Below are 20,581 nucleotides of genomic sequence, written 5' to 3' on the forward strand. Positions count from 1 at the left end.
AATTCAAAATGGCAATCGTAGAAGTCAAAGTCCCGCAGTTGTCCGAATCCGTGGCCGAAGCCACCATGCTCACCTGGAAGAAGAAGGCGGGCGAAGCCGTGGCGGTGGACGAAATCCTGATCGAAATCGAAACCGACAAGGTTGTGCTTGAAGTGCCTGCGCCTGCCGCAGGCGTGCTGGCCGAAATCATCCAGGGCGACGGCGCCACCGTGGTGGCCGAGCAGCTCATCGCCAAGATCGACACCGAGGCTGTGGCGGGCGCCGCTGCTTCGGCTGCCGCCCCGGCTGCTGCTTCGCCTGCGCCTGCCGCAGCTCCGGCGGCTGCGGCTGCATCCAAGGGCGACGTGGCCATGCCCGCCGCCGCCAAGCTGCTGGCCGAGAACAACCTTTCCGCATCCGCCGTGGTCGGCACGGGCAAGGATGGCCGCGTGACCAAGGGCGACGTGCTGGCCGCCGTGGCCGGTGGTGCCAAGGCCGCTGCCGCAGCCCCCAGCGTGATCCCCACCGGCGTGCCCACCAAGGCCCTGCCGCAAGTGGCAGCCCCCGCACCCAAGGACGACCTGGGCGACCGCCCCGAGCAGCGCGTGCCCATGAGCCGCCTGCGCGCCCGGGTGGCCGAGCGCCTGCTGCAATCGCAGTCCACCAACGCCATCCTGACCACGTTCAACGAAGTGAACATGGCCCCGGTGATGGAGCTGCGCAAGAAGTTCCAGGACAGCTTCACCAAGGAACACGGTACCAAGCTGGGCTTCATGAGCTTCTTCGTGAAGGCTGCCGTGCATGCGCTCAAGAAGTTTCCGGTGCTCAACGCCTCGGTGGACGGCAACGACATCGTCTATCACGGCTATTTCGACATCGGCATCGCCGTGGGTTCGCCGCGTGGCCTGGTGGTGCCCATTTTGCGCAATGCCGACCAGATGAGCTTTGCCGACATCGAGAAGAAGATCGCCGAATTCGGCAAGAAGGCTGCCGAAGGCAAGCTGGGCATCGAGGAGATGACCGGTGGCACCTTCTCCATCAGCAACGGCGGCACCTTCGGCTCGATGATGTCCACCCCCATCATCAACCCGCCGCAGTCGGCCATCCTGGGCGTGCACGCCACCAAGGACCGCGCCATGGTCGAGAACGGCCAGGTCGTGGTGCGCCCGATGAACTACCTGGCGATGAGCTATGACCACCGCATCATCGACGGTCGCGAGGCCGTGCTGGGCCTGGTCGCCATGAAGGATGCGCTGGAAGACCCCTCGCGCCTGCTGTTCGACATCTGACCGGAGCGAGATTTCTCATGAGCAAGCAATTTGATGTGATCGTCATCGGCGGCGGCCCCGGCGGCTATATCGCCGCCATCCGCGCCGCGCAGCTGGGCTTCAACGTGGCCTGCATCGACGAGTGGAAGAACGACAAGGGCGGCCCTGCTCCTGGCGGCACCTGCACCAACGTGGGCTGCATTCCCAGCAAGGCGCTGCTGCAATCCAGCGAGCACTTCGAGCACGCCAACAAGCACTTCGCCGAGCACGGCATCACTGCCACGGGCGTGAAGATCGACGTGGCGAAGATGCTGGGCCGCAAGGACGCCGTGGTGAAGCAGAACAACGACGGCATCCTGTACCTGTTCAAGAAGAACAAGGTCAGCTTCTTCCATGGCCGGGGTTCGTTCTCCAAGGCCGTCGAAGGCGGCTACGAGATCAAGGCGGGCGACGAGACCCTGGTGGGCAAGCAGATCATCGTCGCCACCGGCTCCAACGCCCGCGCGCTGCCCGGCGTGCCGTTCGACGAGGTCAACGTGCTGTCGAACGACGGCGTGCTGCGCATCGGCGCGGTGCCGAAGAAGCTCGCACTGATCGGCTCGGGCGTGATCGGGCTGGAGATGGGCTCCGTCTGGCGCCGCCTGGGCGCGGACGTGACCATTCTGGAGGGTCTGCCCACCTTCCTGGGCGCGGTGGATGAGCAGATCGCCAAGGAGGCCAAGAAGGCTTTCGACAAGCAGGGCCTGAAGATCGAGCTGGGCGTGAAGGTCGGCGAGGTCAAGACCGGCAAGAAGGGCGTGAGCATCGCCTACACCAACGCCAAGGGCGAAGGCCAGACGCTGGACGCTGACAAGCTCATCGTCTCCATCGGCCGCGTGCCCAACACCATCGGCCTCAATGCCGAGGCCGTGGGCCTGCAACTGGACGAGCGCGGCGCCATCGTGGTGGATGCCGACTGCAAGACCAACCTGAAGGGCGTGTGGGCCGTGGGCGACGTGGTGCGCGGCCCCATGCTGGCGCACAAGGCCGAGGAAGAGGGCGTGGCCGTGGCCGAGCGCATCGCGGGCCAGCACGGGCACGTCAACTTCAACACCATTCCCTGGGTCATCTACACCAGCCCCGAGATCGCCTGGGTGGGCCGCACCGAGCAGCAGCTCAAAGCCGATGGCGTGAAGTACAAGGCCGGCACCTTCCCGTTCCTCGCCAACGGTCGCGCGCGCGCGCTGGGCGACACCACGGGCATGGTCAAGTTCCTGGCGGATGCGGCCACGGACGAGATCCTGGGCGTACACATCGTTGGCCCCATGGCGAGCGAGCTGATTTCCGAAGCCGTGGTTGCGATGGAGTTCAAGGCCAGCGCCGAGGACATCGCGCGCATCTGCCACGCGCACCCGTCCCTGAGCGAAGCCACCAAGGAAGCGGCCCTGGCCGTGGACAAGCGCACGCTGAACTTCTGATATTTTGAATAAAAATGGGCTCCAGCGCTTATTGGATAAGCGCTGGTAGCTATTAAATTCATAGTATCGGAGGTCCGCGACGTGACGACTGTCAAACAGGCATACCAGGCCGAACTGGCCGCCAAGGGCTTCCAGAGCGACCCCGCCCAGTTGCGCGCAGTGGACGCCTTGCAGCGCTGTGCCGATGACTGGGCGGCATACAAGGACAAGCGCTCCAACGCGCTCAAGAAGCTCATCAACCGTCCTGACATTCCGCGCGGCGTCTATATGTACGGCGGGGTGGGGCGCGGCAAGAGCTTTCTCATGGACTGCTTCTTCAACGCCGTGCCCTTGAAGCGCAAGGTGCGCCTGCATTTCCATGAGTTCATGCGCGAGGTGCATCGTGAGCTGGCGGCCTTGCAGGGCACGCAAAACCCGCTGGATGTGCTGGGCGAGCGCATCTCCAAGCGCTACAAGCTCATCTGCTTCGACGAGTTCCACGTGGCGGACATCACGGACGCCATGATCCTGCACCGCCTGCTGGCGGCGCTGTTCGACAACGGCGTGGGCTTCGTCACCACCTCGAACTTCGAGCCCGACGGGCTGTACCCCGGCGGCCTGCACCGCGACCGCATCCTGCCCGCCATCGCGCTGCTCAACGAGCGCATGGAAGTGGTCAACGTGGACAACGGCACCGACTACCGCCGCCGCACGCTGGAGAGCGCCCGGCTCTACCACACACCCCTGGGGCCCGAGGCCGATGCGGCCATGGAGCAAACCTTCAACCAACTCGCCGAGGCCCGCGACGAAGACCCGTTGCTGCGCATCGAGGCGCGCGAGATTCGCGCCAGGCGGCGTGCGGGCGGCGTGGTGTGGTTCGACTTTCGCGAACTGTGCGGCGGCCCGCGCTCGCAGAACGACTACCTGGAGATCGCCACGCAGTTCCACACCGTGCTGCTGTCTGGCGTGCCCTACATGCCCGTCAGCATGGCCTCGCCTGCGCGGCGCTTCACCTGGCTGGTGGACGTGCTGTATGACCGGCGTGTCAAACTCATCCTGTCCGCCGAGGTGCCGCCGGAGCAGCTCTACACCGAAGGGCCGCTGGCGCACGAGTTCCCGCGCACGGTGTCGCGCCTGAACGAAATGCAGTCCAAGGAATTCCTGGCGCTGGAACGCCGCAACGTCGATACCGGATTGACCTGATGCGCCTGGCCTTCACACTCTTCGCAGCACTGTGGGCGGCGTCCCTTGCCAATGCGCAAGAGGCTGCGGACAACCCCCATGCCGCCGCCATGACCGAGCGCACGGCGCAGCGCCAGCAAATCCAACATGAGCGCGAAGCCCTCAAAGCCCGGCAGCTAAAGGAAGAGGCGGCCTGTTACCAGCGCTTCGCGGTGGAGGACTGCCTGCGGGGCGTTCGCGCCGGGGTGCGCGACGCCGCGACCCGCCTGCGCGCGCGCGAGATCGCGCTCAACGATGCCGAGCGCCGGGAGAAGGCCGCCGACCGCCTGAAGGCCATCGAGCAGAAGCAGCCGCCCACGCCCGCCCAGCCATCCACAGACGTGGCCGCGCCGCACAATGCGCAGGCCATCCAGGCCCAGCGCGACCGTGACGCCGCACAGCGAGCGCAGCAGCAGCGCGCTCATATCCGCAATCAGGCCAGCGCCAAGGCCCAGCGGCAGGCCGGCAGCGCGGCAAGCGCCGCCCGGGCCCGCGAGCGCCGGGCGCAGACGCTCAAGGCCGCCGAGGAGCACCGTGCGCGTGTGGAGAAAGCCCGCGCCACTGCCGCCGCGCAAGGACGCAAGCCTGCGGCGCCGCTGCCCGCCAGCTCACAAACCCAGTGACTGGTCAGGCGCGGTCCGCCTCTGGGGCGGCTCGGGTGGCATTCTTTTTTTCTTCCACCAGCGCCTCGATCTTCACGATCGCCAGCGACAGGTTGTCGCCGCCGCCCCGGGCGCGGGAGCGGGCTTTTTCGATCAGGAACTCCGTCGCTTCGCGCGGCGAGAGCGAATCGACCACGGAGCCCAGCTCGGTGGGCGAGAAGTAATGCCACACGCCGTCGCTGCAGGCCATGAGCACGTCGCCTGGCTGCAGCTGCGAGATCAGGTGGGTGGTGATGGGCGGGTCGCTTTCCGTGCCCAGGCAGCCCACCAGGATGTTGGAGTGCGGGTGGTTGTTGGCCTCGGCCTCGGTGAGTTCGCCCCGGTCCACCAGGGCCTGCACGTACGAATGGTCGCTGGTGCGCGTGACCATGCGAGCGCCCTGGAAGTGGTAGATGCGCGAATCGCCCGCGTGTACCCAGTGGCAGTCGCCCCGGGGGTTGATGAGAAACGCCGCGATGGTGCTGTGCGGTTCCTGCTCGGCCGCGATGGCCGTGAGGCGGATGACGATGTGCGCTTCTTCGACCATGCTCTTGAGCATGGCGACCGGGTCATCGGAGTCGGGGGAATAGCGCTCGAACAACTGGCGCGCGGTCATCATGACCTGGTCAGACGCCTTGCGCCCGCCGCTGCGGCCACCCATGCCGTCGGCGATGACACCCAGCACGCAGCCGTTGTGCCGTTCGTGCGCGATCAGGGTGACCTGGTCCTGCTGGTACTCCCGGTCGCCCTTGTGGATGCCCGTGGACGCAATGAGGCGAAACGCTTTGGTCATGCTGCTGATTGTGAAGGCTCGTGCGCGCCGAACCCTTATTATTATCTGCCCGCCTGTGGCATTTCTGCCATCCCACGCTGCCCCTGCCTTGCCCACCGACCTCCACTCTCCCAGCCGACAGCTCATTGCCCTGCGCATCGAGCATGCCGACCTGGACGCCCTCATCGACCGCTGCCCCCCCGATGGCACGCCCGATGAACTGGCGCTGCGCCGCCTGAAGAAACGCCGCCTCGCGCTGCGCGACGCCATCGCCCGGCTGGAGCGAGCGCTTCTCCCGCAAGAGCCCGCCTGATGTCCCTGGCCGAGATGGTGCGTGAAGTGTTCGCGCCCGAAGGTGTGCTGGCACGGGCCGACGCGCACTTCACGCCGCGCGAAGGGCAGAGCGCCATGGCCGTGGCGGTGGCCGAAACGCTGCAGCAAGGCGGCGCGCTGGTCGTGGAGGCAGGCACGGGCGTGGGCAAGACCTATGCGTACCTGGTGCCCGCGCTGCTCAGCGGCGAGCGCGTGCTGCTGTCCACCGCCACCAAGGCGCTGCAGGACCAGCTTTTCGCGCGCGACCTGCCGCGCCTGGCCCAGGTGCTGGGCGTGCCCGTGCGCACGGCCCTGCTCAAGGGGCGGGCCAGCTACCTGTGCCTGCACCGCATGGCGCAGGCGCGCCAGGACCCGTCCGCCCACGACCGTGGCGTGGCGTGGGTGCTCGCCAAGGTCGAGGACTGGTCGCGCGGCACGCGCTCGGGCGACCTGGCGGAGCTGACGGGGCTGGACGAGCGCTCGCCCGTGATCCCGCTGGTCACCTCGACCCGCGAGAACTGCCTGGGCGCGCAGTGCCCGCGCTTTCGTGAATGCCACGTGTACCTTGCGCGGCGCGAGGCGCTGGCGGCGGACATCGTGGTCATCAACCACCACCTGTTCTTTGCCGACGTGGCCGTGCGCGAATCGGGCATGGCAGAGCTGTTGCCCTCGGTGCGCGTGGTGGTGTTCGACGAGGCGCACCAGATCAACGAAACCGGCGTGCAGTTCCTGGGCACGCAACTGTCCACGGGGCAGTTGATGGACTTTGGCCGCGACCTGCTGGCCGTGGGGTTGCAGCATGCGCGTGGCTTGGCCGACTGGAGCGGCCTGTCCCGCGCCCTGGAGCGGGCCGTGCAGGATTGGAGGCTGGTAGTCGGTGATGCGCGTGGCGCAGCCCGGCTGCGCTGGAACGGCGAGGCTCCCGACGGTGTACCCGGCGATGCATGGCAGTCCGCGCTGCGCGCCGTTGCACTGGCCTGCGCCCAGGCGCAGGAAGCGCTCGACACGGTCAGCGAGACCGCCCCCGACTTCGAGCGGCTGTACGAACGCGGCTCGGGGCTGCTGGCCCGGCTGGCCCGCTTCGCGGGACCCGCGAACCCGGACGCGGTGCGCTGGGCGGAGCTGGGTGCCACGCAGCTGCGCCTGATCGAGTCACCGCTGGACATCGCCGAGGCCATGTACACGCGCCTGCTCGCCACGCCGACCGAAACGCAAGAGGCCGACGGCTGGCCCGTGGAACATGCGGCGGGGCCGGGCAAGGCGTGGATCTTCACCTCGGCCACGCTGGGCGACGACGAGGCGCTGACCTGGTTCACCGAACGGGCCGGGCTGCAGGACGCCCGCATCCTGCGTGTGGCAAGCCCCTTCGACTATGCCGCCCAAGCCGCGCTGTACGTGCCGCGCCACCTGCCCACGCCCGCCGACCCGGCGCACAGCCTGGCCCTGGCCGACTGGCTGGGCGCGGCGGTGGAGCAACTGGGCGGGCGCACGCTGGTGCTCACCACGACCCTCAAGGCGCTGCGCACCATTGGCGACGCGCTCCGGCAGCGCTTCGATGCTTCCGGCGCCGTGGACGTGCTGGTGCAGGGCGAATGGCCCAAGCGGCGCCTCATGGAGCGCTTCCGCGAAGGATCGGAGCAGGGCAGGCCGGGTTGCGTTCTGGTGGCGTCGGCCACGTTCTGGGAAGGGTTCGACGTGCCCGGCGACGCGCTGCAACTGGTGGTGATCGACAAGCTGCCGTTTCCCCCGCCCGGCGACCCGTTGGTGGATGCGCGCACGCAGCGCATCGAGCAAGCGGGCGGCAAGGCTTTTACGGCCTATGCCTTGCCCGAGGCGGCGGTGGCACTCAAGCAGGGTGCGGGGCGTTTAATTCGGCATGAAACCGACCGGGGCATCCTGGTGGTGGGCGACACGCGCCTGGTCGCCAAGGGCTATGGCAAGCGGCTGCTGGCGGCGCTGCCCCCGATGCGGCGGCTGGAGACGGAAGAGGAGTGGGGCAACGCGCTGCAGGCGCTGGTTGATCTGAGTTGGGGAATGGCGCGAGGGGATGGCTCGTCATTGAAACAATAGGAATTGCACCAGCCCCATCATCCGGTAGGCATCGCAATTTGCGAGACTGTAAATTGAACCGTATGACTGCCGACCTCGATGAGCGCTCTCTCAAACTCTCGTTGGCCGCCCGCTGCACGCGCGGTGCAAAACTCTCAGTGCTCGCGATTTTGAGAACCAATGCCCCCGAGTCAATCGACAACCGCATTTTCTGGCTGCGCCGATCCGACTTGCCCGTGAACCCCGCGCGCACGGCTTCAATCGGCAAAAACTTCTTGTAGCGTCAGCAATGTTGCAGTTAATGTCTTTGCCGACACCGCCCCCATCTTTTTGACCAGTCGCACCTTGTCAACCGTGCGCAGTTGATCCAGCATGATCAGCCCCTTGACGCCCGCATGGGTGACGGGCACGCGAAAAGGTGCAGCGAAGCCCTTGGATGTCATGGGGGCGACGATAACGGTGCGCAGGTGGTCGTTGAGTTCTGCCGGTGAAACGATGACGCAGGGGCGCGACATCTGGATCTCACTGCCTATGGTGGGGGCCAGATTCACCAGCCAGATGTCACCGCGTTTCACCAGACCAGTTCCGCGTCGCCTTGGTTGCCAAATTCGCCTATCAGCAATTCACTTTCGCCCAATGCGGCAGCGGCTTCGGCCCAGCCGCTGCGTGGTGTTGTGGCGGGCTTGCGCAGCACAATGGTGCCGTTTTCCAAGGTGATGTCGGCGGTTTTGCATCCCTCCAGCCCGGCTTGGGCCAGTAGGGGTTTGGGCAAAACGATGCCCTTGCTGTTTCCAATGGTTCGGATGGTGACGTGCATGGCGAGGGCTTCTGTTGCAACAATGTTATCCCTTGGATTTCATGTCGTCAAAATAGCCTGCGCTATTTTTTCAAATCTTTTTGGCCTCTAGCCCTTGGCAGTAAAGCGCCAGACGCTATCATTTTTGATGAATCAGCGCCGCAAAAAGACCACGTCCCACACGCCATGGCCCAGCCGCAGGCCGCGGTTTTCGAACTTGGTCAGCGGGCGGTAGGCGGGCTGGGGGGCAAAGCCCTCGGCGGTGTTGGCAAGCAGCGGCTCGGCGCCCAGCACCTGCAGCATTTGCTCGGCGTAGGGCTGCCAGTCGGTGGCGCAGTGCAGGTAGCCGCCGGGTTTCAGGCGCGCGGCCAGCTTGGCGACCAGCGGCGGCTGGATCAGGCGGCGCTTGTTGTGCTTCTTCTTGTGCCAGGGGTCGGGGAAGAACACGTGGACCCCGTCCAGGCTGCCCTCGGGCAGCATGTGGTCGATGACCTCCACGGCGTCGTGCTGCAGGATGCGGATGTTGGTAATGCCCTGCTCGCCGATGCGCTTGAGCAGCGCGCCCACGCCGGGCTCGTGGACCTCGCAGCACAGAAAGTTGTCGCCAGGCCGCACGCGGGCGATGTGGGCCGTGGCCTCGCCCATGCCGAAGCCGATCTCCAGCACCAGCGGCGCGCTGCGGCCAAAGGCCGTGGCGGCATCGAGCGGGGCGGGGGCGTAGGGCAGGACGAAGCGGGGGCCGAAGTCCTCGAACGCCTTGGCCTGGCCGGTGGTGGTGCGGCCCGCGCGGCGCACGAAGCTCTTGATGGTCTTGGGGTAGGCCACGCCAGCGGGCGCGGCGGCAGAGGCGGGGGGAGCAAGGGGTTGTTCGGTCACGATGCGGCATTGTAGGTTCGCCGCCACGCGGCAACCCAGCCGGACAGGGCGTGCGCCAGGGGCGTGTCGCACGGGTGTTCCGGCGGCGGCAGCCCCAGCGCCTGCGCCGCGTCGCACAGGGCGCGCAGCGGGTCCGCCAGGTCCAGCGCCTGGGCGCCGTTCTGCTTGGACAGCTTCTCGCCGTTGGCGCCGCACACCAGCGGCGTGTGCAGGTAGCGGGGCGTGGGCAGGCCCAGGGCCTGCTGCAGCAGGATCTGGCGCGGCGTGTTGTCCGCCAGGTCTTCGCCGCGCACCACGTGGGTGATGCCCTGTTCGGCGTCGTCCACCACCACGGCCAATTGGTAGGCCCACAGGCCGTCGGCGCGGCGCAGCACGAAGTCGCCCACGGCCTGGGCCACGTCCTGCTGCTGTGCGCCCAGGCGGCGGTCGTGCCAGGCCACGGTGCATTTCACTATCGAAAATGTAGCTGCCTGCGCTTGTCCAGCAAGCGCTGGAGGCCGATTTGGCTTGAAATCCGCCACATTGAAGCGCCAGGACCGGCCCGCGCGCCCGTGCAACCCGTGGCGGCAGGTGCCGGGGTAGGGCAGCGCGGCGTGGCGCTCGCGGGGGTGGCCCAGCGCGGCCTGGGCGTCTTCGATGTCCTTGCGCGAGCAGGCGCAGGGGTAGGCGTGGTTGTGCGCGATGAGATGGTCCAGCGCCCGCTGGTACAGCGCGCCGCGCGCGGACTGCCACACGGGCGGCGCGTCGGGTACCAGGCCGCAGGTGGCCAGTTGGTGCAGGATGAATTCGCCCGCGCCGGGGATGCAGCGCGGCGTGTCCACGTCTTCGATGCGCACCAGCCAGCGGCCCCCGCGCGCGCGGGCGTCCAGCCAACTGGCGAGCGCGGCCACCAGCGAGCCCGCGTGCAGCGGGCCGGTGGGCGAGGGGGCGAAGCGGCCTGCGTAGTTGCTCACGCCACGGCCAGCGCCAGCTCCAGGCCCGAGACGAAGGCGTCTTCCACGCGGTGGCCCAGGCACCAGTCGCCGCAGGCGCCCAGGCCCAGGGCGGCGTCCCACAGGTGGCTCTTGCCCAGGGGGTGGGTGGTCTGGGCGTAGCGCCAGCGGCGCGTGTCGGCGAAGGCGGGCTCGGCGCGGATGCCGGTGACCTCGGCAAACGCCTTGAGCAGCTTGGCCTGCACGCGGGCCGCGTCGTCTTCCAGGTGCTCGGCCGACCAGGCGGGGCTGGCCTGCACCGTCCAGCGCTCGACGATGCTGCGGCCCGGCTTGGACGACTCGCGCGCCAGCCAGGCGATGCGGTGGTGCGTGCTGCGCGCCGCGTTCCACTGCGGGCCGAGGGTGGTCAGGCCCGGGCGCACGGCCTGGGGGTAGGCGAGCATCAGCGTCCAGCACGGGGCGATGGCGACGGTGGCCAGGGCGTCGGCCAGCGGCGTGTCCAGCGCGGAGCTGACCAGCAGCGCCTGCGCGGGCACGGCGGGCTGGGCCAGCAGCACGGCGCTGAAGCCCGCATAGACCTGCTGCGCGCCGCCCGCGCCCTCGGTGCGCAGCTGCCAGCCTTGCGCGTCGAGCGTGTCGCGTTCGATGCGCGTGACGCGGGTGCCGGTGACGAGCTGCCCCGCCTGCGCCAGCGGCGCGGCCCAGGCCGCCGCCAGCGACTGCATGCCGGGGCTGGCGACCCAGTGCGCCTCGCCGTTGGCCAGCCCCGCGGCGGCCACGCGGCCCGTAGCGTCGAGCACGCGCACGGAATTGGCGCTCCAGCGCCTGCACACGCCGGGTACGGTGTCGATGGCGCGGGCGAAGCGCGGGTCGCGCACGGTGAAGTACTGCGCGCCCGCGTCGAAGCTGCCGAAGGGGCTGTCGATGGTGGCGGTGCGACCGCCGGGCTGGTCGGCCTTCTCGAACACCGTCACGCGGTGCCCGGCCTGCGCCAGCGTGCGGGCGCAGGCGATGCCCGCCATGCCCGCGCCGATGACGGCGAAGTGTTTGCGGTGGGCGGTGAGGGGGGCGGTGGGGTGCATGGGGGGCTTTCGGTGGTGGCTTGGCGCCACTCTACACGCGGTGCGCGGACGTGGGTCAGAAGGCGGGATGGTTTTCCAGCAGGGCGCGGCGCGTGGCGGGGCTTTGCAGCTGGTCCAGCCACCATTGCAGCGCCCGCCCCGGCGCGCTGAAGCCTGGGCCGCCCCAGGCGCAGTACACGCGCACGTTGCGCTCGGGCCGGGCCACGCGGCGCGCCACCAGCTGGCCGGCTTCGAGGTAGGGGCGCACCATGGGCTCGGGCAGGAAGCCGCCCGCCAGGCCGCGCAGCTGCGCGTGCAGCTTGGCCTGCATGGTGTCCACGGTCAGCACGTCCTGCCCGCCCAGCAGGCCCATGGTGGCGCCGCCGCGCGTGGCGGAGTCGGCCACGGCCACGGCGCGGTGCTGCCGCAGGGTGGCGTCGGTCAGCGGTTCGGGCGCGGACGCCAGCGGGTGGTGCGGCGCCACCACGTAGATGAAGAGCAAATCGCCCAGCGCCAGCTGCTGCAGGCCCGCCACGTTGGCGCCGGGTACGGCCACGCCGAGGGCCAGGTCGGCGCGGCCCGAGGTCAGGGCCTCCAGGGTGCCGTTCATGATGCCGCCCAGCAGCTTCAGCCGCGTGGGCACGCCCAGGGCGTAGAAGGCTTCCGCCAGCTCCAGCAGGGTGTGGGGCGAGATGATGCCGTCCACCGACAGGGTGATCTGCGGCTCCCAGCCCGTGGCCACGCGGCGCACGCGGTGGGCCACGGCGTCGATGTCTTCCAGCAGCCGCACGCCCTCGCGCAGCAGCACCGCCCCGGCCTCGGTGGGGCGGGCCTGGCGGGCGCTGCGGTCGAACAGCAGCACGTCCAGCGCGTCCTCGATCTGGCGCACGCGGTAGGTCAGGGCGCTGGGCACCAGGCCCAGGTGCCGCGCGGCGGCGGCGAAGCTGCCGGACTCGGCGATCACCTGCAGCATGGACAGGGCGTCGGGGGTCAGGACATCGCGGGCGTTCTGCATGGTCATGCGGTGTTGATTCAATTCGTTTGAATGATGCCATCAAGCCCGCAGCGCCCATGCGCCAAGGCGGCACCTTACAGTGGAGGCCCTCAGTTGAAAGAATTGCCCCCATGCTGACCGTTCGCAAATCGCAGGACCGGGGCCATGCCGACCACGGCTGGCTGCGCTCGTTCCACAGCTTCTCGTTCGCTGGCTACTACGACCCGGAGCACATGGGCTTTGGCAACCTGCGCGTCATCAACGAGGACCGCATTGCGCCCGGCACGGGCTTCGGCACGCACGGGCACCGGGACATGGAGATCATCAGCTACGTGCTGTCGGGCGAGCTGGCGCACAAGGACAGTATGGGCAACGTCAAAGGCATACCGCCCGGCGACGTGCAGCGCATGAGCGCGGGCAGCGGCGTGATGCACAGCGAGTTCAACCACGCCCAGGGCCAGTCCACGCACTTCCTGCAGATCTGGATCGAGCCCAACGTGCGCGGCATTGCGCCCAGCTACGAGCAGAAGACCTTCACCGACGCCGACAAGCGCGGCACGCTGCGCCTGGTGGCCTCGCCGGACGGCGCGCAGGGCTCCGTCCTGATCCATGCCGACGCGGCCCTGTATGCCGGGCTGTTCGACGCGGGCGAAGCCGCCACGCTGGCGCTGGACCCTGCGCGCAAGACCTACGTCCACCTGGTGCGCGGCGAGCTGCAGGTCAACGGAGCCCTGCTCTCGGGTGGCGACGCGGCGCGGATCGAGGGCGAATCCGCCCTGTCGCTGGCGCAGGGCCGCGACGCCGAGGTGCTGGTGTTCGACCTGGCCGCCTGACCGGCTGGTGAAACCCGAAGGAGAGACAAGCATGACGACCACTGAACTGCAGCGCGTTCCCGGCACGCCCATGGCGCAGACCGTGCGCATCCGCCACCATGAATTCGTGGTGGACGGCACCGCCGACGAGGGCGGCGGCGACGGCGGCCCCAACCCGCACGACCTGTACGACGCGGCCCTGGGCGCCTGCAAGGCGCTCACGGTGCTGTGGTACGCGCGCCGCAAGGGCTGGGCGGTGCAGGACGTGCAGACGGTGGTGGAGCGCGACGCCTCGGCCGAGCGCGCGGGCACCTACCGGCTGGCGGCGCGGCTGCAGGTCAGCGGCGACCTCACCGACGCGCAGATCGCCGAGCTGGAAGCGGTGGCGCACAAGTGCCCCGTCCACAAGCTCATGACCACGGTGGCGACGCAGATCAGCACCTCGGTGCAGCGTCTGCCGCAATAATGGTCAAATCGGCCTCTAGCGCTTATCCAGCAAGCGCAGGCAGCTATTCTTTTGGTAGTGATTGGGCTGCTGCGTTCAGGCCCGCGTCCAGCGCCTCGCGCTCGTCGAACACGAAGCAGCAGCCGCCGTAGTGCGCGCCGTCGGTTTCCTCGAAGTACTTGAGGATGCCGCCTTCGAGCTGATAGACGTGCTCCACGCCTTCCTCGCGCATCAGGATGGCGGCCTTCTCGCAGCGGATGCCGCCGGTGCAGAAGCTCACCACGGTCTTGCCCTTCAACTCGTCCTTGTGCGCGCGCAGCGCGGGCGGGAACTCGGTGAACTTGGCGATGCCCCAGTCGATGGCGTTGGCGAAGGTGCCGTGCTGCACCTCGAAGGCGTTGCGCGTGTCCAGCGTGACCACTTCGCGGCCTTCGTCGTCGCGGCCCTGGGCCAGCCAGCGGCGCAGGGTGGCGGGCGCCACCGAGGGCGCGCGGCCCGCTGCAGGGCGGATGGCGGGGTGGTCCATGCGGATGATCTCGCGCTTGACCTTGACCCGCATCTTGCGGAAGGGCACGGCGGCGGACCAGCTTTCCTTCGGGGCCAGGTCGGCAAAGCGCGGGTCGGCCCGCAGCGCATCGACGAAGCCGCGCACGGCCCCTGCCGGGCCTGCCAGAAAGAAGTTGATGCCTTCCTCGGCCAGCAGCACGGTGCCCTTGAGCCCGGCGGCCACGGCGCGCGCGTGCAGCACCTCGCGCAGCGCTGGCGCGTCGGGCAGCGGCACGAACTTGTAGCAGGAGACGTTGAGAACGCTGGTATCCACCGCAGTCAGGGGGCAGCCAGCAGCGTGGTCTCGACCTTGTTGGCGAGCTGCGCTATGGCGAGCGCCGCAGGGCAGCCGGGCATTTGCAGCAGCAGCAGCTGGCGGCGCATCACGGCGTCGCGCACCGAGGTGTCGGCGGGTATGTCGCCCAGGTGGACCAGGCGCATGGGGCGTGCGGATTCCGTGCTCACGAAGCGGTCCAGCACCTGCTGCAGCTGGCTGGTGATGGCGCGCCCGTCGCCCGGACGCGCGGCCTGGTTGATGACCATGCGCACGTGCTGGCGCTTTTGCTGCATGGCCAGCACCTTGATGGCGGCGTAGGCGTCGGTCAGCGAGGTGGGTTCGGGCGTGGCCACGACCAGCACCTCGGACGCCAGCGAGATGGAGAACAGCACCACGTCGGAGATGCCCGCGCCGGTGTCCAGCAGCACCACGTCGTAGCGCGGCGTGAGCGCCTGGATCACGCTCAGGAACTGGCTGCGCACCTCGGGCGTGAGGCGCGAATATTCCACCATGCCCGAACCGGCCAGCAGCACGTCGAAGCCGCCGGGCGCCTGGATCACGGCATCTTCGAGCGCGGCCTTGCCGGTGAAAACGTCGTGCAGCGTGACCTTGGGGTGCAGGTTGAGCACCACGTCCAGGTTGGCCAGGCCCAGGTCGGCGTCGAGCACCAGCACGCGCTGGCCCCGGCGGGTGAGGGCGGCGGCCAGGTTGGCTGATACGAAGGTCTTGCCCACGCCGCCCTTGCCGCTGGTGATTGCAATGATGCGGGCGCCCTGCGGCTGCGCAGCGGGGGTGGCCGACGATGGTGTGGTGGGGGGTGACAGCGCGTCGCTCATCTTCTTGCTAACTTTCAGTAGGCGCCGCCTGGGGGGGAAGACGGGTCCAGCGGGGGCAGGTCGCCCCAGCTCGATGGGGTGTAGAGCGGGCCGAACAACAGGCTCTTCTCTTCGGCGCTGACGGTGCTGTCGGGCTGCTCCTCGATGCTGACGCAGTTGCGGCCCGCTGCCTTGGCCTGGTAGAGCTGGTGGTCGGCCCGGTCGGTCCACAGCAGGGTGGTGGAGCGGATCCATTGCATGGCGAAGGCGCCGCCGATGCTCACGGTGACGTTCAGCGCGCCCGCGCCGGGCACCTGCACGGGCGTGGCGGCGACCGCGCGGCGGATGCGCTCGGCCACCGCGCGGCCAAAGGCGGCCTGGCAGGCGGGCAGCACCACCGCGAACTCCTCGCCGCCGTAGCGCGCCAGGGTGTCCATGGGGCGCACGCAGGCGCTCAGCGTGCGTGCCACCGACTGCAGCACCAGGTCGCCCACCGTATGGCCGTGCGTGTCGTTCACGCTCTTGAAGTGGTCGATGTCCAGCATCAGCAGCAGTGCGGCCTCGCCGGAGCGCGTGACGCGGTCGATCTCGCGCTCCAGCACGGCGCGGAAGTGGCGGCGGTTGGCCAGGCCGGTCAAGGGGTCTTTGAGGGACAGCTCGCACAGGCCGTCGATCAGGTCCTGCAGGTAGCGCGACGGGCCGTCCCCCGGCGCTGCCAGGGCCTCGGCGCCACCGGCCTGGGCCACCAGCGCGTGGGCGGTGTCCAGGCGCAGGTCGCGCAGATCTACCAGGTGGGGGGCCGCAGGATCAGACACGGAAATTGTGAGAAAGAGTACGCTCAGTGTACCAGTGCCTCCGCGCTATGCGGCCCGTGGCAACTGCTGCAGCGCGGCCAGCGCCTCGGCATCGGTGCGGTACATCGCCAGGGCCGGGTCGGGCTCCAGCAGCCCGGCCTGGCGCAGCACCCGTTCCACGGGCAACTTCAGGCCGCTCAGGTGCAGGGTGCCGCCGCGCTGCCGCAGCAGGGCCAGCAGGCTGGCGAAGGTTTCCACGCCCGTCACGTCGATGCGGTTGATGGGCTGGGCCAGCAGGCACAGGTGCAGCAGCTCCGGGCGGGCCGCCAGGTCCTCCGTCACGCGCCTCTCCAGCGCGCTGGCCGAGGCGAAGTCCAGCTCCGCGTCCATACGCAGCGCCAGCAGCCGGGGCGCCAGCGCGGGCAGCTGCCACAGGTGGCGGTCGCGCAGGCTGCCGTCGGGGTGCAGGCCCACCTCGATGATGCGCGGGTGCAGGCGCTGGTACAGAAAGTGGCTCAGGTTCATCAGCAGGCCCACCAGCACGCCCCAGTACATGCGCGGCGCGGTGGCGAGGGTGAGCGCGAAGGTCACGCCGCCGATGACCGCCTCCACCCGCGACACGCGCCACAGGCGCAGCAGCGAGCGGGGCTTGATGAGGCTGGTGATGGCCGTCACCACCACGGCGGCCAGCACCGACTGCGGCACGTGGTAGAGCGCGGGCGTCAGCCACAGCAGCGACACCAGCACCAGGGCCACGGCGAACAGCGTGGCCCAGCCGCTTTGGGCGCCCGCGTACAGGTTGAGGGCCGAGCGCGAGAACGAGGCGCTGGTGGCGAAGCTGCCGCACAGGCCGCTGCTGATCTTGGCCAGGCCCTGGCCGATGAGGTCCTGGTTCTCGTTCCAGCGCTCGCCCGAGCGCTGGCTTTCCACCTTGGCGCTGGACGCGGTTTCCAGAAAGCTCACCAGCGTGACCACCAGCACCGGCATCACCAGCGCCGCGAACTCCGGCCAGGCCAGCAGGCCCGGCCAGTAGGGCGCGGGCAGCCCGGCGGGCAGTGCGCCGATCACCGCGCCGCCCGCGTCGGCGTATCCCAGCGCCCAACTGAGCGCCCCGGCGGCGCCGATGACCACGATGGCGGCGGGAAAGCTTGGCCGCCAGCGGCGCGCCAGCATCAGCAGCGCCAGGCTGCCCAGGCCGAACGCCGCAGCCGTGAGGTCGAACAGCCCGGGCGAGGGCGTGGACAGCAGGGCGCCCCAGTCCGCGCGCAACCCCGTGAGCGCTGCGAGCTGCGAGCCCAGGATCAGCAGCGCCGCCGCCTGTGTGAACCCGTTGAGCACGGGCGACGTGACCAGGTTGAGCAGCCAGCCGAAGCGTGCCAGCCCCATGGCCAGTTGCAGCAGGCCCGACAGCAGCGCCATCCATGCCGCCATCGCCACCCACTGCGCGCTGCCCGGCTGCGCCAGGCCCGTGAGCGAGGCGCCGATCAGCAGGCTGGTCAGCGCCGTGGGGCCCACGCCCAGGCGCGTGGACGAACTGAACAGCACGGCGACCAGCGCGGGTACCAGCGACGCATAGATGCCCGTGATGAGCGGCATGCCCGCGAGCTGCGCATAGGCCACGCCCTGCGGCACCAGCATCAGCCCCACGGTGATGCCCGCCCAGAACTCGCCCCGGATCAGTTCGCGGCTGGGGCGGGGCCAGGCCAGGAACGGAAGTCGCCGGGCCAGCGGGGAGTGTCGAAGCGGCAGCATGCGCCGATTGTCGCGCGGGGGCGGGCGGCACGGTCCTACAGCAGCTTCGGCAATGTCCGACCCGGGGCGGACGCGGCGCTGCCTACAGTGAAGGCCGTCCATCTTTCATCGCAAGGAGTTTGAGCCATGAACACCCTGAAGCATTCGCAGAGCCCCGCCCGCCGCATCGTCGGCGCCCTTGCCGTGAGCGCCCTGGCCCTGGGCCTGTCCGCCTGCGGCAAGAAGGAGGAGCCGACCGTGGGCCAGCGCCTGGACTCCGCAGTCGAGAAGACCGAGCAGGCTGCGGCCGAGGCCCGCGCCAAGACCGAGAGCCTGGTGAAGAACGCGGAAAACAAGGTGGAGCAGGGCGCCGCCACGGCCAAGGGCGCCATCGACGACGCCGCCATCACGGCCCAGGTCAACGCCGGGCTGGCCAAGGACCCCGACCTGAGCGCACTCAAGATCAACGTGGACACCGTGAACGGCGCCGTCACGCTCAAAGGGCCCGCGCCGTCCGCCGTGGCGCGCGAGCGGGCCGAGAGCATCGCCAAGGGCGTGGCCGGGGTGACCTCGGTGAAGAACGAGCTCGTGGTCACCGCCGGTTGATCGCGTCGTCATGCGGCTACCATGGCCGCATGACGCAACACGACGCATCCCGGCTTTCCACCCGCATCGTCCACCACGGCTACGAACCCCCGGCGGGGTTCGCGGCACCCCAGCCAGCCGTCCACAAGGCTTCCACCGTCATCTTCGAGAACGTCGCGGCCATGCGCGCGCGCGACTGGAAGGACAAGAGCGGCTACACCTACGGCCTGCACGGCACACCCACCACCTTCACGCTGGAAGAACGCCTGTGCACGCTGGAAGGCGGCCTGCAGTGCGTGCTGCTGCCCAGCGGCCTGGCGGCCATCGCCAACGTGGGGCTGGCGCTGCTGCAGCTGGGCGACGAGGTGCTGATCCCCGACAACGCCTATGGCCCGGGCAAGGACTTCGCCCAGGTCGAGCTGCGGCGCTTTGGCGTGCGCACCGTGTTCTACGACCCCCTGGACCCCGCCGACCTGGCCGCGCGCATCACGCCCGCCACGCGGCTGGTGTGGCTCGAAGCGGCGGGCTCCGTGACCATGGAATTCCCCGACCTGTGCGAGCAGGTGCGCATCTGCCGCGCGCGCGGCGTGACCACCGCACTGGACAACACCTGGGGCGCGGGCCTGGCGTTCGCGCCCTTCGACCTGCTCGGGGACGGCAGCCTGGGCGTGGACATCTCGGCCCACGCGCTCACCAAATACCCCAGTGGCGGCGGGGACGTGCTGATGGGCAGCGTCATCACGCGTGACGTGGGCCTGCACATGAAGATCAAGCTCACCCACATGCGCCTGGGCCTGGGCGTGGCAGCCAACGATGCCGAGGCCCTGCTGCGCGCCCTGCCCAGCATCGCTCTGCGCTACCACGCGCACGACGAGGCCGCGCGCAGCCTGGCGCGGTGGATGCGCGATCAGCCCGCCGTGGCGCAGGTGCTGCACCCGGCGCTGGAGAGCTCGCCTGGGCACGAACACTGGCAGGCGCTGTGTACCGCAGCGGCGGGCCTGTTCAGCGTGGTCATCGACGCGCGCCATGGCCAGCGGCAGGTGGATGCGTTCTGCGACGGCCTGCGCCTGTTCAAGCTGGGCTACAGCTGGGGCGGCCCGATGAGCCTGGTGGTTCCCTACGACCTGGCGAGCATGCGCAGCCGCCCTGCGGCGCACCTCAAGCCGGGCACCCTGGTGCGCTTTTCCATCGGGCTGGAAGCGGTGGAAGACTTGCGGTGCGACCTGCAGCAGGCCCTGGAACACGCCTTCGGGTGACTGTTACAGTGGGCCTCTATTTACAGAAAGAGCGAACACCTTGGCAACACCCAACTACGGATACGAAAAGCGCCAGCGCGAGCTGGCCAAGAAGCAGAAGAAGGAAGACAAGCAGCGGGCGAAGGCCGAGCGCAAGCACCACGAGCCGCAGGACGGCGAGCCGCCCGCCGACACCGCCGAGACGCCGCCTGCCCAAGACTGACGCCGGTCAGCGCAGCAGCTTGCGCAGTTCGGGCCAGACGTTGGCGAGCATCTGCGGATGCGCCTCGGCGCGGGGGTGGATGCGGTCGGGCTGGAACAGCCTGACCGCGTCCGGCCCGTCCGCCACGCCTTTCAGGAAGAAGGGCACCACGGCGGCCTTCTGGGCCCGCGCCACGGCGGGGAACAGCCCCGCGAACTTGTTGGCGTAGTCCGTGCCGTAGTTGGGCGGCACCTGCATGCCCACCAGCAGCACCCGGGCTCCGGCCTTCTGCGCGGCCTGGGTCATCCAGGTCAGGTTCTCCTCGGTGTTCTTGAGCGGCAGGCCGCGCAGCGCGTCGTTGCCGCCCAGCTCGATCACCACGTGCGTGGGCTGGTGCTGCGCCAGCAGGGCCGCCAGGCGTGAGCGGCCGCCGGACGTCGTCTCGCCGCTCACGCTGGCGTTGACCACCGTGGCGCCGATCCTGTCCTGCGCGAGCTGCTTTTCCAGCAGGGCCACCCAGCCCGTGCCGCGCGCCAGGCCGTATTCGGCGGAAAGCGAGTCGCCCAGCACCAGGATCACCGTCCTGCGCCCCTGGGCGCGTGCGGAAATCGCAGCCAGCAGGCCCGCCGCGATAAAGTGGCGCCGTAGCAGCAATAGAGCTTTCACCGTAAAGAACCTTCCATGTCCGAACCAGCCTCGCAGCCCATCATTGCCGTGGAGCACGTCTTCAAGTCGGTGACGGACTCCACCGGCACGCTCGACATTCTGCGGGATATCGATTTCCGCCTGGCCCCGAGGGAAA

At 69.1% G+C, this 20,581-nt stretch carries 24 protein-coding genes and 1 pseudogene; 13 read left to right on the forward strand and 12 right to left on the reverse strand.

Going from position 1 to position 20,581, the window contains the following annotated elements:
* Positions 1-8 precede the first annotated feature (8 nt).
* The 4 genes from odhB to QM569_RS13490 all read left to right on the forward strand — a co-directional run bounded on the left by odhB (position 9) and on the right by QM569_RS13490 (position 4,527).
* Entirely contained in the window at positions 9-1,268 is a 1,260-nt protein-coding gene (gene odhB / locus QM569_RS13475) for a 2-oxoglutarate dehydrogenase complex dihydrolipoyllysine-residue succinyltransferase (protein WP_414987739.1), read from the forward strand.
* 17 nt (positions 1,269-1,285) lie between these two features.
* Positions 1,286-2,704, forward strand: coding sequence for a dihydrolipoyl dehydrogenase (gene lpdA, locus QM569_RS13480; RefSeq protein ID WP_414987740.1), 1,419 nt, complete (start codon positions 1,286-1,288; stop codon positions 2,702-2,704).
* A gap of 81 nt (positions 2,705-2,785) precedes the next feature.
* On the forward strand, positions 2,786-3,886 hold the full coding sequence (gene zapE, locus QM569_RS13485) for a cell division protein ZapE (RefSeq protein ID WP_414987741.1): 1,101 nt from the start codon (positions 2,786-2,788) through the stop codon (positions 3,884-3,886).
* Entirely contained in the window at positions 3,886-4,527 is a 642-nt protein-coding gene (locus tag QM569_RS13490) for a hypothetical protein (protein WP_414987742.1), read from the forward strand. Before zapE ends, QM569_RS13490 begins: the two co-directional genes overlap by 1 nt.
* A 4-nt stretch (positions 4,528-4,531) precedes the next feature.
* Here the strand turns inward: QM569_RS13490 and QM569_RS13495 are convergent, their stop codons facing one another.
* Positions 4,532-5,338 (reverse strand): PP2C family protein-serine/threonine phosphatase, encoded by an 807-nt coding sequence (locus QM569_RS13495; protein ID WP_414987743.1) that lies wholly within the window; start codon positions 5,336-5,338, stop codon positions 4,532-4,534.
* Between the two features lie 88 nt (positions 5,339-5,426).
* Here QM569_RS13495 and QM569_RS13500 point away from each other — a divergent pair, with 88 nt between their 5' ends.
* The 3 genes from QM569_RS13500 to QM569_RS13510 all read left to right on the forward strand — a co-directional run bounded on the left by QM569_RS13500 (position 5,427) and on the right by QM569_RS13510 (position 7,959).
* Positions 5,427-5,630, forward strand: coding sequence for a YdcH family protein (locus QM569_RS13500; protein WP_414987744.1), 204 nt, complete (start codon positions 5,427-5,429; stop codon positions 5,628-5,630).
* Positions 5,630-7,699: an ATP-dependent DNA helicase gene (locus QM569_RS13505; protein ID WP_414987745.1), complete on the forward strand. Its 2,070-nt coding sequence runs from the start codon at positions 5,630-5,632 to the stop codon at positions 7,697-7,699. Before QM569_RS13500 ends, QM569_RS13505 begins: the two co-directional genes overlap by 1 nt.
* Positions 7,700-7,761: 62 nt before the next feature.
* Positions 7,762-7,959 carry a hypothetical protein gene (locus QM569_RS13510; protein ID WP_414987746.1) on the forward strand — a complete coding sequence of 66 codons (198 nt, stop codon included), beginning with the start codon at positions 7,762-7,764 and terminating at the stop codon, positions 7,957-7,959.
* Here QM569_RS13510 and QM569_RS13515 read toward each other — a convergent pair.
* From QM569_RS13515 to QM569_RS13540, 6 genes are all read right to left on the reverse strand, one after another.
* Positions 7,936-8,256: a type II toxin-antitoxin system PemK/MazF family toxin gene (locus QM569_RS13515; protein ID WP_414987766.1), complete on the reverse strand. Its 321-nt coding sequence runs from the start codon at positions 8,254-8,256 to the stop codon at positions 7,936-7,938. The genes QM569_RS13510 and QM569_RS13515 overlap by 24 nt on opposite strands.
* The gene (locus tag QM569_RS13520; RefSeq protein ID WP_414987747.1) at positions 8,250-8,495 is read right to left on the reverse strand and encodes an AbrB/MazE/SpoVT family DNA-binding domain-containing protein; all 246 of its coding nucleotides are present in this window, start codon (positions 8,493-8,495) and stop codon (positions 8,250-8,252) included. Before QM569_RS13520 ends, QM569_RS13515 begins: the two co-directional genes overlap by 7 nt.
* 132 nt (positions 8,496-8,627) lie before the next feature.
* A complete protein-coding gene (trmB, locus tag QM569_RS13525) occupies positions 8,628-9,350 on the reverse strand; it encodes a tRNA (guanosine(46)-N7)-methyltransferase TrmB (RefSeq protein WP_414987748.1) in 723 nt (240 codons plus the stop codon).
* A complete protein-coding gene (gene gluQRS / locus QM569_RS13530) occupies positions 9,347-10,303 on the reverse strand; it encodes a tRNA glutamyl-Q(34) synthetase GluQRS (protein ID WP_414987749.1) in 957 nt (318 codons plus the stop codon). The genes trmB and gluQRS overlap by 4 nt, the downstream gene beginning before the upstream one ends.
* Positions 10,300-11,364 carry an NAD(P)/FAD-dependent oxidoreductase gene (locus QM569_RS13535; protein ID WP_414987750.1) on the reverse strand — a complete coding sequence of 355 codons (1,065 nt, stop codon included), beginning with the start codon at positions 11,362-11,364 and terminating at the stop codon, positions 10,300-10,302. The genes gluQRS and QM569_RS13535 overlap by 4 nt, the downstream gene beginning before the upstream one ends.
* Before the next feature lie 55 nt (positions 11,365-11,419).
* Positions 11,420-12,358 carry a LysR family transcriptional regulator gene (locus QM569_RS13540; RefSeq protein WP_414987751.1) on the reverse strand — a complete coding sequence of 313 codons (939 nt, stop codon included), beginning with the start codon at positions 12,356-12,358 and terminating at the stop codon, positions 11,420-11,422.
* 110 nt (positions 12,359-12,468) lie between these two features.
* Here QM569_RS13540 and QM569_RS13545 point away from each other — a divergent pair, with 110 nt between their 5' ends.
* Positions 12,469-13,170, forward strand: a complete 702-nt coding sequence (locus QM569_RS13545; RefSeq protein ID WP_414987752.1) for a pirin family protein — start codon at positions 12,469-12,471, stop codon at positions 13,168-13,170.
* A gap of 31 nt (positions 13,171-13,201) precedes the next feature.
* Positions 13,202-13,615, forward strand: coding sequence for an OsmC family protein (locus QM569_RS13550; protein WP_414987753.1), 414 nt, complete (start codon positions 13,202-13,204; stop codon positions 13,613-13,615).
* Positions 13,616-13,658: 43 nt separating this feature from the next.
* Here the strand turns inward: QM569_RS13550 and QM569_RS13555 are convergent, their stop codons facing one another.
* From QM569_RS13555 to QM569_RS13570, 4 genes are read right to left on the reverse strand one after another with little or no spacing between them, the layout of a single operon-like run.
* A complete protein-coding gene (locus tag QM569_RS13555) occupies positions 13,659-14,414 on the reverse strand; it encodes a sulfurtransferase (RefSeq protein WP_414987754.1) in 756 nt (251 codons plus the stop codon).
* A gap of 5 nt (positions 14,415-14,419) precedes the next feature.
* Positions 14,420-15,253 (reverse strand): MinD/ParA family protein, encoded by an 834-nt coding sequence (locus QM569_RS13560; RefSeq protein ID WP_414987755.1) that lies wholly within the window; start codon positions 15,251-15,253, stop codon positions 14,420-14,422.
* 14 nt (positions 15,254-15,267) lie between these two features.
* Positions 15,268-16,047 (reverse strand): GGDEF domain-containing protein, encoded by a 780-nt coding sequence (locus tag QM569_RS13565; RefSeq protein ID WP_414987756.1) that lies wholly within the window; start codon positions 16,045-16,047, stop codon positions 15,268-15,270.
* A 45-nt stretch (positions 16,048-16,092) separates the two neighbouring features.
* Positions 16,093-17,778 (reverse strand): SulP family inorganic anion transporter, encoded by a 1,686-nt coding sequence (locus tag QM569_RS13570; RefSeq protein ID WP_414987757.1) that lies wholly within the window; start codon positions 17,776-17,778, stop codon positions 16,093-16,095.
* A 126-nt stretch (positions 17,779-17,904) separates the two neighbouring features.
* Between QM569_RS13570 and QM569_RS13575 the strand changes: the two genes are divergently transcribed.
* From QM569_RS13575 to QM569_RS13585, 3 genes are read left to right on the forward strand one after another with little or no spacing between them, the layout of a single operon-like run.
* A complete protein-coding gene (locus QM569_RS13575) occupies positions 17,905-18,363 on the forward strand; it encodes a BON domain-containing protein (protein ID WP_414987758.1) in 459 nt (152 codons plus the stop codon).
* A gap of 29 nt (positions 18,364-18,392) precedes the next feature.
* A complete protein-coding gene (locus tag QM569_RS13580) occupies positions 18,393-19,598 on the forward strand; it encodes a PLP-dependent transferase (RefSeq protein WP_414987759.1) in 1,206 nt (401 codons plus the stop codon).
* 40 nt (positions 19,599-19,638) lie between these two features.
* Positions 19,639-19,800 (forward strand): hypothetical protein, encoded by a 162-nt coding sequence (locus QM569_RS13585; RefSeq protein ID WP_414987760.1) that lies wholly within the window; start codon positions 19,639-19,641, stop codon positions 19,798-19,800.
* A 6-nt stretch (positions 19,801-19,806) separates the two neighbouring features.
* Here the strand turns inward: QM569_RS13585 and QM569_RS13590 are convergent, their stop codons facing one another.
* Complete coding sequence (locus QM569_RS13590; RefSeq protein WP_414987767.1) at positions 19,807-20,430, reverse strand: arylesterase; 624 nt, start codon at positions 20,428-20,430, stop codon at positions 19,807-19,809.
* Between the two features lie 30 nt (positions 20,431-20,460).
* On the opposite strand from QM569_RS13590, the pseudogene QM569_RS13595 reads away from it, so the two are divergent.
* Positions 20,461-20,581, forward strand: a pseudogene (locus tag QM569_RS13595) (ABC transporter); the annotation flags it as partial.

This window comes from Acidovorax sp., assembly GCF_047607405.1.
Classification (GTDB): domain Bacteria; phylum Pseudomonadota; class Gammaproteobacteria; order Burkholderiales; family Burkholderiaceae_C; genus Acidovorax.

Coding starts and splice junctions, on each gene's coding strand:
- odhB (WP_414987739.1), top strand. CDS start 9: ATGGCAATCGTAGAAGTCAAAGTCCCGCAGTTGTCCGAATCCGTGGCC.
- lpdA (WP_414987740.1), top strand. CDS start 1,286: ATGAGCAAGCAATTTGATGTGATCGTCATCGGCGGCGGCCCCGGCGGC.
- QM569_RS13490 (WP_414987742.1), top strand. CDS start 3,886: ATGCGCCTGGCCTTCACACTCTTCGCAGCACTGTGGGCGGCGTCCCTT.
- QM569_RS13495 (WP_414987743.1), bottom strand. CDS start 5,338: ATGACCAAAGCGTTTCGCCTCATTGCGTCCACGGGCATCCACAAGGGC.
- QM569_RS13505 (WP_414987745.1), top strand. CDS start 5,630: ATGTCCCTGGCCGAGATGGTGCGTGAAGTGTTCGCGCCCGAAGGTGTG.
- QM569_RS13510 (WP_414987746.1), top strand. CDS start 7,762: ATGACTGCCGACCTCGATGAGCGCTCTCTCAAACTCTCGTTGGCCGCC.
- QM569_RS13520 (WP_414987747.1), bottom strand. CDS start 8,495: ATGCACGTCACCATCCGAACCATTGGAAACAGCAAGGGCATCGTTTTG.
- QM569_RS13535 (WP_414987750.1), bottom strand. CDS start 11,364: ATGCACCCCACCGCCCCCCTCACCGCCCACCGCAAACACTTCGCCGTC.
- QM569_RS13540 (WP_414987751.1), bottom strand. CDS start 12,358: ATGCAGAACGCCCGCGATGTCCTGACCCCCGACGCCCTGTCCATGCTG.
- QM569_RS13545 (WP_414987752.1), top strand. CDS start 12,469: ATGCTGACCGTTCGCAAATCGCAGGACCGGGGCCATGCCGACCACGGC.
- QM569_RS13550 (WP_414987753.1), top strand. CDS start 13,202: ATGACGACCACTGAACTGCAGCGCGTTCCCGGCACGCCCATGGCGCAG.
- QM569_RS13560 (WP_414987755.1), bottom strand. CDS start 15,253: ATGAGCGACGCGCTGTCACCCCCCACCACACCATCGTCGGCCACCCCC.
- QM569_RS13570 (WP_414987757.1), bottom strand. CDS start 17,778: ATGCTGCCGCTTCGACACTCCCCGCTGGCCCGGCGACTTCCGTTCCTG.
- QM569_RS13575 (WP_414987758.1), top strand. CDS start 17,905: ATGAACACCCTGAAGCATTCGCAGAGCCCCGCCCGCCGCATCGTCGGC.
- QM569_RS13580 (WP_414987759.1), top strand. CDS start 18,393: ATGACGCAACACGACGCATCCCGGCTTTCCACCCGCATCGTCCACCAC.